The following is a 15551-nucleotide window of genomic DNA, read 5'->3' on the forward strand; positions in this document are numbered from 1 at the left end:
ACCATTTGATGGAGATTAAATTATGAAAATTATATGTGTAACCGGTGCCTGCGGTGTCGGAAAATCTACGATGCGCGCCTTTGTGGGCGAACGTCTCGACGAGAAGATCTTTGCCTGCATCGATACTGATGAATGCGGAATCAACTGGCATGATTATGCGAATACAGATCATCCGGAAGGATACGCAAATGCTTATCTTGCTGAGGCTGTTCGTCGTGCGGCAGGACGTACTCTCGTGCTTTTCGGCTGTACAAATCCGATGGATTATATCACCAAAAATACAATTCCAGACGAGGTTGAAGCAACTTACTTTGTAACCCTGGTTGCAGATGATGAAGTGATTCGGGAACGCCTGCTTACCCGCCCGGCTGAGCGTGGTTTTAATGAAGGCAATATTCCGCCTCACATTGAATACAACCGATGGTTCCGCCGCAACCGTGGCAAGTTTCCGCTGCAGTTGGATACCGGAAACCTGAGCCAGGAAGAAACTGCAGACAGGATTGCAGAGTTTGCAAAGCATCTGTAAACTGAATTGTAAATGGAACTGATAAAAACAATTTTTGACTGCGTGAAAATTTACAAACTCAATTCCTGTTCGGATAATCGAGGTTCGATGACTTATGTTTATGAAGATGGCATTGAAGGTTTTGAAGCAAAAGAATCGCGCCTGTACACGATGTCCAGAAAGGGCACTTTCTTTGGGATTCATTATCGCGAAGAAGCAGACCCGCTGACAAAGTTTATTTCGGTGGTGAAGGGTCGAGGCCTGGATTATGTTATTGATTTACGTAAGGATTCGGCCACTTATCTGAAATGGGAAGAAATTGAATTATCAGAAGAAAATGCGCTTGCAGTTTTAGTTCCAGCTGGAATTGGTCATGGATTTCTGGCCATGGAAGATAACACGATGCAGTTTTTTGCAATCGACAAGAGCGGCACGGATGGACATTCAAAGCAATTAAATTATACAGAAAAGAAAATCAGCTTAAAGCTTCCGATTCCAGTTACTGATATTTCAGATTATGATTTGAATGCACCGTTTTTAGACTAGCGAAAGGCAGGTAAAAAATATGAAGATTGGAATTACTGGTTATGGAAGTATGGGTCGAATGTTCGTTGAAAAATTGTCAAAGAACACAGATGCAACGCTTTACGTTTATAACAGGACTATTGAAAAATTAAACGGATTGGCTCCGGAAATCAATGTTTGTTCAAGCAATGCTGATATTGCCTCGAAGGTTGATATTCTTATTATGTGTGTGCCACCATTTGATATTAAACAGGTGCTTACAGAAATAGCTGATTCAATACGCGATGAGACGCTGATTGTTTCATTGAACGGCAGTGTGTCTTTTGCTTCAATGCAGAAAATTGTAAATCATAAAATGGCAAAGCTGATTCCAAGCCTTACTGCAGAAATTGAAAAATCACAGACTCTGTTTTGTTTTAATGAAAAGGCCAGTGAGGACGATAAAAAAAATCTCATGTCGCTTTTTAAATGCATGGGCGATGTAATTCTTCTTCCAGAAAATGAAATGGGAATGGGCTCGGAGCTTGTTTCCTGTATGCCGGGATTTATCGCTTCAATTTTTGATGTACTGTGTTCGGCTGCACGCGAGCATACTTCAATTTCTGATGAACAGATAGTTTCAATGGTTCTCAACACAATGTGCGCAACCGGCGAATTGATGCTTTCTAAAAATATGAACTTCGAAGAGATAGTTTCACGAGTTGCAACAAAAGGCGGTATTACCGAAGAAGGAGCAAAGGTTATTTATGAAAAGTTCCCGGAAATTGCCGGAGAACTCTTTGAAAAAACTCTCGAGAAACGCCGCCAGACCACATTGAAAGCAGAAGAATTATTCTAGTTTTTGCCTAAGTGTAACATTTAATGTTACAAAAATTTCTCAAAAAGCATATATCAGTTGGTAGATTTGACGCATATCATGTGCAATAATAAAGCTACCAGCTGGAAAGGAATGCTTATGAACTTAGGAAATAATATCTGCTTTTTGAGAAAAAAGAAAAAGCTAACACAGGAACAGTTTTCAGAACTGATGGAAGTGACCCGACAGACGGTGTCTCGCTGGGAAACTGATGAGGTTGTGCCGGAGCTGGACAGGCTGTCACAGATGTGCAGCATTTTTGCATGTTCGCTAGACGATCTTGTTCGAAAAGATCTGACATCAAAAGAAGAAGTATACTCGCCAGTGGAAATCAAAAAGCTGCCAGCCTTCAGAATGGCACGATATGTAATGATTTCACCATCCCCAGAACAGGATGTTATAAACTATATGATGGCTTGGGGTAAAACAAGCGGGCTTCTTGCGGCTTGCCCGGATGCTAAGCTCCTTGGCTGGGATTTTCCATTTGTATCACAGGAACAGCAGATGCGTTTTGGGCTTCACGGTTATGTCGCGGCATATGTACTTCCAGATGGATTTGAGACGAATTGCCCGGGCGTGGAATATGCCACAAACAGCGAGGCAGAATATGCGGTAATAACTGTGACAGATCCACATGCACGTTCGTTTGAAAGAATCCCAGGCGGCTACCAGCGAATTATGGAATATCTTCAGGCTGGCAGCTTTAAAGAAAAATTCCCGGAAAACATCATCCCATGTTTTGAATACGAATATGATAAAGACGGCATTCACTACATTGATATTTTTATTTATACAGATAGTGTCGTAAGGGGAAAGTAATGAGTTTGCAATTTCTTAAAGCCGGCACTGCAGATGCTGTAACTCTTGTTGGTATTTCCAAGCATGCTTTTGAAAGCGATGTTGAAGTTGGTGCTTCTGAGTTGTGCGGACCTCCGGGATATAAGTCAATTCCCTTCTATACAAAAATGGCGAGAATGAATTGTCTTTATAAGCTGATTGATGATAACGGACTTACTGTTGGCGGTGCTGTTCTTTTTATAAAAGATAATGAAATGAATGTCGGCAGAATTTTTGTTTCGCCTGTACATTTCCGCAAAGGCTACGGCATTTTTATGATGCAGCAGATTGAGACGATGTTCCCAGAAGTTCAGATATTTACTCTTGATACGCCAGTCTGGAATATCCGCACGAATGCGTTTTATCAGAAGTTGGGATACACAGAAGTACGACGTGACAATGATTTTGTGTATTATGAAAAGCGGGCGTTACGGGCCGGCGTTTGAGGCCCGTAGAGGGGGTAGCGAGCAACGACGTGCGAGCGAGGGGGAGACTTCCCCCTATGAATTGAGAAAACAATGAACTATTCAAATACAAACGAACATTTATACAATGACATCGCTCTATGGGAAAAAACTGATGGTAGAGATTTATTTCTTGAGATGCCACTTACGGAAAAGGACGGTCCCACAGTTCTTGATTTCGGTTATGGCTTTGGTGAAAATCTTTTTGCTTTGAGTAACGCTTATCCCAATGGAAAAATCTATGGAATTGATTGCAGTCCTGTTTGTCAGAAAGAAGTTGGTGAAAAGATTGCAGCGCGGGGGATTAAAAATATCACCTTAATAAACAAAGAAGTTCACAATCTGCAGGATTTTGAAAATGACTCTCTGGATTTAGTTTTGTTGTATGATGCACTTCACGGCGGCGACGGTAAAGGCAAGTACATGCTTTTTGAAGAATCTCACCGCGTATTGAAAACTGGAGGTTGCCTTTCCATCCTGCCCGTACACTTAAGTAACTGGCGCGACCGCGAGGGCAAAAAGAAAACTTATTCTCTTAAAATGATTATCGATGAAGTTCAGTCTTTTGGTTATGAATACGCTGGCACCTGCAGCCAGAAAGGCATTCACTGGGAAAAGTGCCACACGCTGTATTACATCAAAAAAGGAATCATAACCTTTGATATACTTGAGCGAGTTGATGTAATGAATTTTAAGAAAAAATAATTATAGTAATCGGCTATTTACAGAATTTACCTACAAAACAGTCGGTTTTAGTGATTTTGTAGGTAAATTTTGATTGAACTGTAGTGTTGATTCAAGAAAAATACCTACAAAAATGGCAAAATTGTCAGTTTTGTAGGTATTTTTTTAAAAAATTTATAGAAATCGATTTGATTTTGTGTTTTTTTTACCTACAAAAAAAGGAAATTTAACATTTTTGTAGGTAAAATCAGAAACTGCCCCATAACAAAATCCATTTATTTACCTACAAAATACATGAAAACCCTAATTTTGTAGGTATTTTTCTTTATCTCGAATATACTTTTACTTACTTGGCAGACAAAATTGAGCAATTTTTGACAAGAACTTTTTTCTGATAGAAGATATACTTTTAATTAATTGGAGAACGTCATGCTGAACTTGTTTCAGCATCTTTTATATTGAGATCCCGAAACAAGTTCGGGATGACGGGAGAGGAGGCAAGAATATGGAAGACGCAATCTTAAACTGGTTACTGGAAGATGAAAATCCGGAAGTAAAACTCAGAACCCTCAAAGAGGCACTGCATCTGCCCGACAGCGACGAAAAAGTCATCGAATGCAAAAAGCAGCTGCTCGAAAGTAAGACATACGCGCGCGCTTTGAACAGACTTCACAAACCAAAGAACTGGGATAAGTACGATGCCATTCTTGCCTTTGCAGAATGGGGACTTACCCGTGCCGATATTGGTAAAGATATTGATGACGAAGTTTTCGGTCTGATTGAAGCTACTGGTTTTAAGATGCTTTGCGGTGAACCTCTTCTCCTGCGAAATCTTGTAAAACTTGGATATTATGATGAAGAAATTGTCCGAAAGGAAATTGATGCACAGCTTGCGCTTATTCAGGAAGATGGCGGTTTCCGATGTATCAGCACAAACAAAAAAATCAATGACCCGAGAAAGCCTCACAAAAGCTGCATAAAATATACAATTGAATTTCTTATGCTTGTTGCCGAACTTCATCTTCAGGGAATCAAAACCGAATGCGAAGAAGCTCTTGTTCACTATTTCACAAAACGTAACATTTTCTACCGCACCGACGACATGAAAACTCCTGTGTTTGACGTTATGCTTGGAACCTTCTACACTCCGGATCCAATAAAAATCGGCGCGCAGAATATTGTTTACGCTCTCAAAGCACTTGGCTGTCCTCTCGATTCCGAAGCAATGAAGGAAGGCATCAGAGTTTTGAATCAGCACAGACTAGAAAACGGCAGATACATTTTGACTGATTCAAAGAGCGTTCCTGCATTCAAGGTTGGAGATGTTGGCCTAGAAAATAAATGGATTACACTTTATGCTTATATGACGATGTAAAAAAAGAAGACTGCTGGCTGATGGAGTTAGTTTTATGAATGCAAAATTATTAGGAGTTTTCAGCGGATTTCCAACTCATCATTTTACAGATGAAATTGCAGAGGTACTTCGCGAAAATCTGGGCGAGCGAAAATGTCTTGTTTTTATAAGTGCCGATCCGGAAAACTATACACAAAATGATGACGACAAAGACGGCATGCACCAGATGTTGGCTGAACGTGGTCTGGGCTTTGCAGAGCATCATGTGATTGACCGGCGGACGAACGCGGAGACTGCATCAAAACTTGTACAGCAGGCTGATTGCATCTGGCTGATGGGTGGTGAAGTAACCTGGCAGATGAAGCTGATTCAGGATCTTAATCTTGCTCCAGAGATTTTGGCTAGCCATGCAGTGATTCTTGGTGTAAGTGCCGGTTCAATGAATATGGGGCCTTATGTTGCCGAAGTCTGGGAGTCAAAGACAATGTACAAAGGGCTCGGCCTTACAGATGTCATCATCAAAGCACATTATAAACCAGATGAATGGTTTGTTCCGAGCCTAAAAGAAATGTCGATGGTTCGTCCGATTATTGCCATGGAAGATGAAAGCGCAATTTTCATAAACAGTGACAAAACCTGGCGACTTGGAAAGATGCATAAAGTTGATAAAGGAGAAATTACAAGTCTTTGAAAGCAATTGAACAGATATTAAAATTATTTTCTCTTGAGGATTTTAACTGGCACGAAGTTGAAGGTCACGAAGGTGGACGTAACAGGATTTTTGTTTGCAGTAAGGGTGATGAAAAAAAGTTTGTGCTTCGGATTTCTTCAACTGGTGACAGAACAGAAATGGACTATCTTGCCGAAACGGAGTTTGTTCATTATCTTGCAGAGCATGGTGCTCCTGTTGCAGATGTGATTCCGAGTGTAAATGAGAAACTTGTTGAAGTTGTTGATAATGATGGAGCACGTGATTTTGTCTCACTTTTTGAATATGCAAAAGGAATGCTTTTGTGTGACAACGGTTACCGTTACCGAGAAGGCGCATCGCTTGAAGAATATTTTTATAACACTGGTAAGGCACTTGGTAAAATACATGAAGTCTCAAAAAACTTCACTCCAACTACAGCCCACTGCCGCCCAGACTATTTTGATAAATACAATATGGAACACATAAACAATCTGATTCCAGACACTCCGACTTTTTATTCAGATTTGAAAAAAGCAATTGGCGCCTGCCTAGAAAAGTTTCGAAAACTACCGACCGATAGTCAAAACTACGGTTTAATTCACTTCGACTTCAGTGACGGCAACTATCACATAGATATGGCAAACGGCAATATTACAGTTTTTGATTTTGATAACTGTATGTACTGCTGGTACATGTTCGACCTCGCAAATCTCTATCTTCACGGCGAAGGCTGGTTCCGCAACGAACCAGATCCCACAAAACGAGCCGCCGGCATGAAGCATTATTTCGACACAATTCTCAAAGGCTACAAATCAGAAACCACAATTTCTGACGAATTCCTGAATCAACTCCCGCTCTTTATAGACATGGTCTTAATCGAAAACATCGTCGACGAGTTTGAATGCGCTGCTCGCGAAGGCGAAGAAGTAGACTACGAAGATATTGAAGATGCCGCAAATCATCTGATAAACTAGAGAAAGAAAAATGTTCAACTTAGAAACCTATATCCAGAATCTAATCTCAGAATGTAAAACCACTTTCAACACCCGACTTTTATACATGGGCCTGCAGGGAAGTTATCTCCGAGGCGAAGCACATGAAAACAGCGACATTGATATTATGGTCATTATTGATAATTTTACAGTAACTGACATGCAGACCTATCGCGAAATCCTGAAGAAAATCGGCTGGTACGAAAAGTCATGCGGTTTCATCTGTGGCAAAAACGAAATACAAAACTGGAATCCGCTGGAAGTCTGCCAGCTCAAGTTTACCACAAAAGATCTTTTGGGAGCCCTCACAGATTATCTTCCGCCGGCAACCAGAGAAGACGAAACCAATTACGTAAAAATTAGTTTAGGAAATTTATATCATGAACTCTGTCACAGATTCATTCATGCAGACAGAGAAAAGAACATCGCTAAATTCCGCGGCACCTGCAAAGGCTTTTTCTTTTTGATTCAGAATCTCCATTATCTTGAAACTGGCGATTTCATTCTCTCAAAAAAAGAATTGAAAGAAAAAGTTTCCGCTACCGACCGACGCATTCTTGAGTTCAGTGACCTCCCAGATAACTACAATTTCGACGAAGCCTTCTCGGAACTTTTTGACTGGTGTCAGAATGCGTTCAGCCGTTTAGAAGTTTAATTGATTAAATGGATAATAATTATGGCATTTGTAAAAAACGGCAACTTTATGCAATATGCTATAATCTAGATTCAATCTCCCGCTGAATAAAATCCACGCGGTCAAAAATCGTAGGCTTAAAATACGAAGCCACCGCAACAACGGTTTTCTTCTCCGGGTTAATATAAATCACATTACCGCTGTTCCCGATAGCCGCATAAATTCCCTTCTTCCTGCTGATAATCCACCACAAATATCCGTAATCCATTCCACGGAAATGTTTACCTTCAACCGTGCGCGGCTCCGTCATCTCCCGAATCCACTTAGACGACACAATCTGCTGCCCGCCGTACGCTCCCTTGTTCAAACACAGGAGCCCAATCTTCGCCATGTCACAAGCCGACAAACAAAGTCCATAACCCGGTGTTCCAAGATTCTGGCGGTCACTAAACCACACAGCCTTTTTCGGAGTCTTCTCAATAGTAAACTGTTTATGCTCCTCGGCAGACTTAGCAATATAAACCTCATGCGCCGGAATTCCTAGCGGCCCGAACAAAAACTTATTCGCATAGTCCACAGTAATCATGCCAGTCGCCTTATAAAGAATCCCAGACAAAATATGAATGCAAACCGAAGAATAACGGAACTCCCCTGTCATCCCCTGACGCCCGCCAAGAAAATCCAGAGAAGTGTAAGTCCAGTTTTCACTCGAGCACACCTTAGACCACGGGTCGCCCTTACCCTTATACGGAGCCCTCATCGTAAGCAAATCTTTAATCGTCACCTCATAAATAGTCTTCTCGCCGCGCTTTACCTTATATTCCGGAAAATAATCCAGAACCTTATCATCCACACTTTTAATCTGTCCCTTATCAATCGCAATTCCAATGAGCAGCGCCATCACACTTTTAGTCACCGACATCACATGCGCACAGTCGTCCACTTTGTAGCCGTTCCAGCAGTCCGAATAAACTTCCTCGCCGCCCTTATAAGCCACCACCTGGCAGATGTTCGGCTGCTCCGTCTCAATCAGTTTGTGCATTTCATTCTTGTTCATAAAATCTCCTTAAAACTTTGAAATAATAAAGGATCCTTATATTTATGGATTAAATACTTTGATTTTTAATTAGTCAATAAATTTTTTTATGATTTTTCTTAGATAGTGAAGGGGAAAGCCTTCCCCTCGTTCCAGCCCGCTACGCGGTCTTCCTCTACCCCTTCTCCTAGGGGGCCACCCCCTAAAACCCCCGCCCCCGCCGCTCTCTCATAACAAATCGTACATTGTATAAGGCACTTTCTACCTATATAATAAAGTCAGCAATGAAAAAGAAACTTTTATTTACAGCATTTATTTTCTCAGTGAGCATTTTATGTTTCGCGCAGGAAGTTGAAAAAATTGAAGTCTTAGAAGATGTAAAGTATGAAAGATATCCCGGAGGTGGAATGGGGCATTTTCCACTAGGAATATATTTTAATGAAGTAAACAATCTCCTGGTCGTACAGGATCCTTTGCCTGGAACTATAGTAACAATCAATCTGGAAACTAAAGCAATTTCAAAAGAAGAAAAACCGTTTTTAAGTGAACACGCACCATTACTCTTGGTATTAGGAAATAATTATTGGGGAGTTTATTCGGATTCTATTGAGTATTCAATAAATAATACACCTTATAAATACATCAGTGATACAAATCCTGGTATAAGCTTTATACTCAAAAAAGATAGCGGTTATATAGTTTATTTTTTAGGCGGTGCCATAGATTCAAATGGACGTATTTATTCAGAAGAAGAGGCAATGGCATATCTGAAACAATATGATCCCGAAAAATATGAGCAGAGCAAAAAAAAGGCTGCTGAGCTGAGTCTTTATAATGATTTTATTAGAAACAATGTTTTGATTTGGGGAAACACATACTATAAAGAACACAATACATTGCAGCAATATGATCTCCAAGGATATAGATATTTTTCTGAAAATTATGGAAGTCTTGGTAACGTCCTTGGATGTTATTTAAATGATGATAATATTTTTTATTTAAAAAATCTGAACTCATATTCAGAAATTCGGAAAAGTGGACAAGACTATTCTTTTAGCTGGTACGTCGGCTTTGGCGGTAACATCTACTATTATGTTGCCGGTAAAGAGTATACTGAAATGTTCCGCATCCGCCGCACATGGGGAGAGCCGGACTTCTACGCCATGGCAATAAACGGTTACACAGACGACTCTTACGGCCAGTACGTAAACAAGGTTCTTCCAACCTTGAGCAAAGCAGAACTCCGTCTTTTGAGAAATACAATCTTTGCCATTTATGGTGTTCACTTTAAAAGCGCAGACCTTTCCACTCATTTCGCAAAGCAAGTCTGGTACACAGATGAAGGCAAAACCTCCGGCGAAATCAAACTTTCGGCGCATCGTCAGAAACTTGTTGAAATGATACAAAAGTTAGAAAAATAATAAAGAACGTTTTTACAACAATATGGAGACAAAAATAATGAAAAGAAAAATTTTATTTATACTTTTAATTTTATTTCAAATTCAATTATTTTCACAAGAATATCATTTAAGAAAATTAATGGAATTAAAAAATATAAAAGAAACTGAAAATCTTTATAGAAGAAAAACAGAAGATCTTGAACCTTATGATGATAATACAGGAAATGTTTTATGTATCGATAATAATGGAGATATATATATTCAATGTATTGATACAAAAGAACTATTAAAGATAAAAAATAATAAATTAAAACTAATTTATAATACAAATTTTCTTATATATAATGTTGAAGAAGTTATTACCGCTGTAACTGATAAAAGCTATATTTATACAGGTTTATGGGGTGTATTTAAAGGATTTGATAAAGAATTTAATCAGATATTTAATATAAATATATATAAGGATAATGGCATAATAATTGAAAATAGGCAATCTTATTACCTAGAAAAAGCCAATGTATTATTTTTTTGGGATAACAAAGAAAACATTTACTGTGTAGTAAATCCTGGAATGGATAAAGAAGAAAACAGAAAAAACTTTCACAATACAGAGGAAACAAAAAGAATGTTTAAATCTGATGTGGAAATGAATGGAGTAAAAATTAGAGTAACAAATTCTAATAATATTTTTATTAATGGAAACTTTCATTTCTGGAAACAAGATGAACTTGGAAATTATAGATATCAAAAAGTAACAAATAATTATTTTTTAGTTTATAACAAAGATAATATTGAAGAGAAGTATCGGATAAAATTTCCTGATGATACCGAAGTAATAGAATCATCCGCCTTACATCCAAGTGGAGACATCTACGTTCTTCGCATGAACTGGAACACTAACACGCATAATCTTTACTGCATAGAAAACACCTGGGATCCACAGTGGCGCGCACAGTGGTACAAAGAACATTCAAAAAACTAAGTGATCAAAAATGAAAAAGAAACTTTTATTTACAGCAATCATTTTCTCCATGACTCTTTTCTGCTTTGCGCAGGAAACAATAACTGCACAATCTGAAACTCTAACAACTGTTGCCTTCGGCAAAGATTCAGCAGGACTTATTTTCCAGCACTTTCTAAAACGGGAGATTTGTTTTACTTAGACTATTCAAACGAAATGAAAGAACTACTGCTTTATTGCATCGAAAACAACTGGTCTCCAGAAGCTAAGCAGAATTTGGAATAACCGGGGGCGTTGCGGGGTGTCCCCGCTGGAAGGGGTAGTGGAAGACCGCAGCGCGGGCTGGAGCGAGGGGAAGGCCTTCCCCTCGTTCATTCCATTTTTTGACAAACTATTCTTTATAACATAAAATTATATGTATAATGAGTAACACAATTAGAATTATCAGTATCGTAGTGCTTTCAGGGTTGGCTTTCTTCTGTTTACAGGTTGGAGTGTTTTTATTATCTGGACATAGGCTGAAAAATAACAGTCGTCGTACGCTGATTCTGCTTCAGTTTATTACAGGCGCTTTGCTTGCTTTTGATGCCATGGCTTATATCTTCCGAGGTACAAGCCAGGTCGGCTACTATATGGTCCGCATAAGCAACTTTATGGTTTTTGCGCTTAACTACTTCACCACTTTTTTCTTCTGCTTTTATTCTGCTGAATTTATTAAATCGGATGTTCTGGATTTTAAGGTTCTATTCAAACCTCGTTCTTCAATAAGGAATGGGGTTCCTGTTCAGCTCTATATTGTTTTCTACATTTGTGTTACTGGAATTATACTAACTATCGTTAGTCAGTTTACCAATCTCTTTTATTATTTTGATGATGCAAATCTTTACCACAGAAGTGCTCTTTATCCTGTGAGTATTGTCCTCGGACTTTCTCCTGGACTTATAACATGGGCAATGCTTTTTCAATCTCAGAAGATTTTACAAAAAAATGTTTTGATTTCTCTTGCTATTTATCCTCTTTTTCCAATCATCGGAATTGTACTGGCTTTGTTAGTTTATGGAATTTCCTGGATTGATATTGGATATGGCATTGGTGCCCTGCATCTTTTCTTCTCTTCCATCAAACTTATGGAACTCGAATTTTATTCTGATAAAAAAGATGGTCCTCGTTTGAGTCCAAACTATAAACAGGGTGTTACTGTTCCAGAAATGAAAAGACATATTACAAGAAGTCATGTATGGCAGGTTATCGCTGCAGTTTCCGGTGGACTTCTGCTGGTAATGATTATTGTTTCTATTACCGGAATCAGTATACCTGAACGAAAACTTGTTATAAATAAACCTTATCTTGCGAATGACAAATCTAAATCTGTATGTGTTACTTTCCTTCGTGATTCTGAAAAATTCTGGAATGATGACGGAGACTTGACCCGCCTGGGTGCTCAGTATAACGGTGTAATCTATAACAATATGATGGCCACCGTCATTACAGATTGGAATGTTACTATTGATGTTTGTGAAGACTGTACTATTGATCCGGGGCCATGGAACGGAAACTTTACTATTACAGATAGACTAATGAACGTTCGTAAGCCTCAGGATAAGGACGAAGAAAATCTTCATGGAGCTGATTATTACCAGGTAACTCCACTTAAGAATCTTGGCTTTGGTTGTATTATGTACTCTCCTGCTGAATATTCCCCGTTAGATTCAAAAATCATCTTTACATATGAAAGTGTCCTTAAACCATTGTCTTATTTTCTATTCCAGGTTGGCTTAGTTGTAATTTCAATTCTTTTCATTGTGTCTCTTACGATTTCATTTACTGAAGGAAAAATTATCCGCGTAGAAGAAGAAAACAGAAAGCTTGAAGACACTGTAAAGGAACGCACTAAGGAACTTCAGGAAGAAAAGAATCGTTCTGAAGAACTTCTTTTGAATATTCTTCCAGAGGAAGTTGCAAAACGTCTTGCAATGGACAGAAATGCTAAAATTGCAGATAAGATTGAAAACGCTTCTGTACTTTTTGCTGATATTGTCGGCTTCACTAAAATCACAAGTACTCTTGATGCTGATACAATTGTCGGAGCTTTGAACTCACTTTATTCCAGAATTGATGAGCGTGCAAAACGTGAGGGCATCGAAAAAATCAAAACTATTGGTGACTCTTATATGGCCGCAGCCGGTCTTTTTGGAAACGAACCTGCAGAAAAAAATGCGCTCGCAATTGTTAATTTTGCACGCGGAATGCTTCAGGATATTGAAAACTTCAATGCCACAAGCAATGTAAAGCTCTTTATGCGAATCGGAATCAACAGCGGAAACCTTATTGCCGGAGTTATCGGAAAAACAAAATTCGTTTACGATATCTGGGGTGACACTGTAAATGTTGCCAGCCGAATGGAAAGCTCAGGCGAAACCTCTAAGATTCATGTTTCAGAAAATACTATGGCACTTCTTAAAGGTGCTGTTAGTGCAAGCGCCCCTGTCGAGATGGAAATCAAAGGCAAGGGCGTTATGAAGACTTACTTTTTGTAATTAAACAATTCCCCGCTCAATTGCACTCGTAATATCTTCGCCGGTGATGATGGTCAAAGTTTTAGCATCATAATGCTCTTTCATGAAACTTGCACCATCTCCCCGGTCTACAATTGCAACAAGGGCTGCTACTTTTATATCAGCAATTTTCTTTAGATTTTCAATTCTGCCGGCTACAGTCTTACCGCTGTTGATTAAGTCGTCCACGATGACAATTCGTTCTCCATCTTCAAGCGTGTGTCCGCAGATTGTTCTCCCACGGCTGTCTGGAACTTTTCTATCGCTGCAATAGTTTACGGTGATACCATATTTATTTGCAAGGATTGTTGCTGTGGCAGCTGCAAAACTTATTCCGTGATAAGCCATTCCTACGATGCAGTCAAAATCAAGGTGAGCTTCCATTATCAGGTCGGCAAAGAATTCACCGAGCTTTGCAAGATGAATGTTTGTAGTGAAGTTTTCCGTATTGATAAAGTAATCCGATTCAGTTCCTTTGATTTCGAACTTACCTCGCTTAAGCACACCTGCATCTGCCATAAGACGGATAAACCTTTCTTTGTTGGTGTATGCTGCAAGCTTAAAGCCCATCAGTTCATCAATTGTTACCCCAAAGTAATTTGCAAGAATTGGAAGCATTTCTAAATCTGGAGAACCACCGTTCTCCCATTTGCTCACTGCCTGATAAGAAATGTTTACTGCTTCTGCAAGCTCTTCCTGAGTAATTCCTTTAGCTCCTCTAAGTTTTTTGATAGTTGCGCCGATTGTGTTCATTTTGTACCTCTTTTATTTTATTTCCTTGCAAGGAGGTTTATACACATCATATTGCCAATATACCTGACTGACAATCGACGCGTTTTGTAGTTTTACTCAACTTTCGGTTGAGAAGTTTTTCTCTAATTCATATATGACATATCGCTGACTTTTTTGATGATACGTTTTCCGTCGTCGGTTTCAAGCATAATTGAAACGCCGCCTGCAGCGCCATGCATTTCGCAAGTGTTTAAGGTCTCCACGCCCAGCCCTAGAAACATGATATTGAATACACTCAATAAATCTCCGTGTGAAACGATGATTATGTTCTGTTCGTTATTCGACATGATCTCATCAAAGAAGGGCTTCAGGCGATTCCATTCGTCACGGCGGCTTTCACCATCGGAAAACATTTTGTCGTCTATAGTTTTCTCATCACGTTCCAGATTTTCTCGCAGCCATTGAACAGACTTTCCGCAACATTTACCAAGATTTCTTTCCCGCAATTCTGTACGAAGTTTTGGTGTAAGATTCAGAGCTTTTCCAACTTGTTCTGCAGTCTGTTTTGCACGAATCAAATCAGAAGAATATAAAACAAAATCTTTTGCACGGTCACCAAGTTCTGCCTGTAACTTTTCGCCGATTCTTTTTGCCTGTTCAATTCCTTTTTCTGTAAGCTCCCAGTCCGTCCAGGAACCAACCATCCCGTTTGTGTGATGAACCGATTGTGTGTGCTGAATTGTGATTATAGTTTTCACTTGAGTCTCCTCTGCTGAACAATTCTGGTTATACCCATATAGCATCACTCAAAACTTTTGAAGCCTTGAGTTCTTCTACACAAACCGCATTGAGCAAAAACCAGGCCCGTTCATCCTCTGTCATTTCTGTGATTTCTTTTGTACCGATTTTGCGTGAGAGGTTCTGTTCTATATTTTCTATTGCGCCGATTTTACTCTGTATCTCGCTTTTCTTTTGTTCCCATTCCACTTTTTTAGAATAAAGCGCATCCAGAAAGGCCTGCGATTTAAGCCCACCCTTCATAATTTTTTTGATTTCGTTAAGTGTAAAACCTAATTCCTGCAGCTCTACAAGTACGTTGAGTTTTTTTACCTGGTCGGCAGAGTAATAACGATAACCAGTTAGAGGATCTATCTTGCAGGGAACTAAAATACCTTTTTTTTCATAAAGACGCAGAGCCTTTGGTGTTGTTCCAAAAAAATCTGCAAGTTCACTTATTTTTAATAATTCATCTTTTTCCATTTTTTACTTGACTCTGTCCCTGGGGCAAGGTTTAGCGTTTTGTTATGAATATTATAACACGCACA

At 39.2% G+C, this 15551-nt stretch carries 18 protein-coding genes; 14 read left to right on the forward strand and 4 right to left on the reverse strand.

What is annotated here, in order from left to right; genetic code table 11:
- The first annotated feature begins 22 nt into the window (after positions 1 to 22).
- The 10 genes from BMY21_RS06060 to BMY21_RS06105 all read left to right on the forward strand — a co-directional run bounded on the left by BMY21_RS06060 (position 23) and on the right by BMY21_RS06105 (position 7563).
- Positions 23 to 526 carry an AAA family ATPase gene (locus BMY21_RS06060; RefSeq protein ID WP_074641816.1) on the forward strand — a complete coding sequence of 168 codons (504 nt, stop codon included), beginning with the start codon at positions 23 to 25 and terminating at the stop codon, positions 524 to 526.
- A 12-nt stretch (positions 527 to 538) separates the two neighbouring features.
- Positions 539 to 1051 carry a dTDP-4-dehydrorhamnose 3,5-epimerase family protein gene (locus BMY21_RS06065; RefSeq protein WP_074641818.1) on the forward strand — a complete coding sequence of 171 codons (513 nt, stop codon included), beginning with the start codon at positions 539 to 541 and terminating at the stop codon, positions 1049 to 1051.
- Between the two features lie 19 nt (positions 1052 to 1070).
- Positions 1071 to 1868, forward strand: a complete 798-nt coding sequence (locus BMY21_RS06070) for an NAD(P)-binding domain-containing protein (protein WP_074641820.1) — start codon at positions 1071 to 1073, stop codon at positions 1866 to 1868.
- 78 nt (positions 1869 to 1946) lie between these two features.
- On the forward strand, positions 1947 to 2705 hold the full coding sequence (locus tag BMY21_RS06075) for a helix-turn-helix domain-containing protein (protein ID WP_083379723.1): 759 nt from the start codon (positions 1947 to 1949) through the stop codon (positions 2703 to 2705).
- Positions 2705 to 3169 (forward strand): GNAT family N-acetyltransferase, encoded by a 465-nt coding sequence (locus tag BMY21_RS06080; protein ID WP_074641822.1) that lies wholly within the window; start codon positions 2705 to 2707, stop codon positions 3167 to 3169. Before BMY21_RS06075 ends, BMY21_RS06080 begins: the two co-directional genes overlap by 1 nt.
- Before the next feature lie 72 nt (positions 3170 to 3241).
- Positions 3242 to 3892, forward strand: coding sequence for a class I SAM-dependent methyltransferase (locus BMY21_RS06085; RefSeq protein WP_074641824.1), 651 nt, complete (start codon positions 3242 to 3244; stop codon positions 3890 to 3892).
- A 484-nt stretch (positions 3893 to 4376) separates the two neighbouring features.
- On the forward strand, positions 4377 to 5246 hold the full coding sequence (locus BMY21_RS06090) for a hypothetical protein (protein WP_074641826.1): 870 nt from the start codon (positions 4377 to 4379) through the stop codon (positions 5244 to 5246).
- Between the two features lie 34 nt (positions 5247 to 5280).
- Positions 5281 to 5916: a Type 1 glutamine amidotransferase-like domain-containing protein gene (locus BMY21_RS06095; protein WP_074641828.1), complete on the forward strand. Its 636-nt coding sequence runs from the start codon at positions 5281 to 5283 to the stop codon at positions 5914 to 5916.
- On the forward strand, positions 5913 to 6890 hold the full coding sequence (locus BMY21_RS06100; RefSeq protein WP_074641830.1) for a phosphotransferase enzyme family protein: 978 nt from the start codon (positions 5913 to 5915) through the stop codon (positions 6888 to 6890). Before BMY21_RS06095 ends, BMY21_RS06100 begins: the two co-directional genes overlap by 4 nt.
- A gap of 10 nt (positions 6891 to 6900) precedes the next feature.
- Positions 6901 to 7563: a nucleotidyltransferase domain-containing protein gene (locus BMY21_RS06105; protein WP_074641832.1), complete on the forward strand. Its 663-nt coding sequence runs from the start codon at positions 6901 to 6903 to the stop codon at positions 7561 to 7563.
- A 58-nt stretch (positions 7564 to 7621) separates the two neighbouring features.
- On the opposite strand, the gene BMY21_RS06110 is transcribed toward BMY21_RS06105, so the two are convergent.
- Entirely contained in the window at positions 7622 to 8599 is a 978-nt protein-coding gene (locus tag BMY21_RS06110) for a serine hydrolase domain-containing protein (RefSeq protein WP_074641834.1), read from the reverse strand.
- 263 nt (positions 8600 to 8862) lie between these two features.
- On the opposite strand from BMY21_RS06110, the gene BMY21_RS06115 reads away from it, so the two are divergent.
- The 4 genes from BMY21_RS06115 to BMY21_RS06125 all read left to right on the forward strand — a co-directional run bounded on the left by BMY21_RS06115 (position 8863) and on the right by BMY21_RS06125 (position 13476).
- On the forward strand, positions 8863 to 9999 hold the full coding sequence (locus tag BMY21_RS06115) for a YARHG domain-containing protein (RefSeq protein WP_074641836.1): 1137 nt from the start codon (positions 8863 to 8865) through the stop codon (positions 9997 to 9999).
- Positions 10000 to 10036: 37 nt separating this feature from the next.
- Positions 10037 to 10960 (forward strand): hypothetical protein, encoded by a 924-nt coding sequence (locus BMY21_RS06120; protein ID WP_143064171.1) that lies wholly within the window; start codon positions 10037 to 10039, stop codon positions 10958 to 10960.
- Positions 10961 to 10970: 10 nt separating this feature from the next.
- Positions 10971 to 11141 carry a hypothetical protein gene (locus tag BMY21_RS15815; protein ID WP_177177721.1) on the forward strand — a complete coding sequence of 57 codons (171 nt, stop codon included), beginning with the start codon at positions 10971 to 10973 and terminating at the stop codon, positions 11139 to 11141.
- A gap of 220 nt (positions 11142 to 11361) precedes the next feature.
- The gene (locus tag BMY21_RS06125) at positions 11362 to 13476 is read left to right on the forward strand and encodes an adenylate/guanylate cyclase domain-containing protein (protein ID WP_083379725.1); all 2115 of its coding nucleotides are present in this window, start codon (positions 11362 to 11364) and stop codon (positions 13474 to 13476) included.
- On the opposite strand, the gene BMY21_RS06130 is transcribed toward BMY21_RS06125, so the two are convergent.
- From BMY21_RS06130 to BMY21_RS06140, 3 genes are all read right to left on the reverse strand, one after another.
- Positions 13477 to 14247 carry a helix-turn-helix domain-containing protein gene (locus BMY21_RS06130; protein ID WP_083379727.1) on the reverse strand — a complete coding sequence of 257 codons (771 nt, stop codon included), beginning with the start codon at positions 14245 to 14247 and terminating at the stop codon, positions 13477 to 13479.
- 122 nt (positions 14248 to 14369) lie between these two features.
- Positions 14370 to 14984 carry a histidine phosphatase family protein gene (locus BMY21_RS06135; protein ID WP_074641841.1) on the reverse strand — a complete coding sequence of 205 codons (615 nt, stop codon included), beginning with the start codon at positions 14982 to 14984 and terminating at the stop codon, positions 14370 to 14372.
- A gap of 28 nt (positions 14985 to 15012) precedes the next feature.
- Positions 15013 to 15486, reverse strand: coding sequence for a MerR family transcriptional regulator (locus tag BMY21_RS06140; protein ID WP_074641843.1), 474 nt, complete (start codon positions 15484 to 15486; stop codon positions 15013 to 15015).
- Positions 15487 to 15551: the final 65 nt, after the last annotated feature.

This window comes from Treponema bryantii (assembly GCF_900111035.1).
Taxonomy (GTDB): Bacteria; Spirochaetota; Spirochaetia; order Treponematales; family Treponemataceae; genus Treponema_D; species Treponema_D bryantii_C.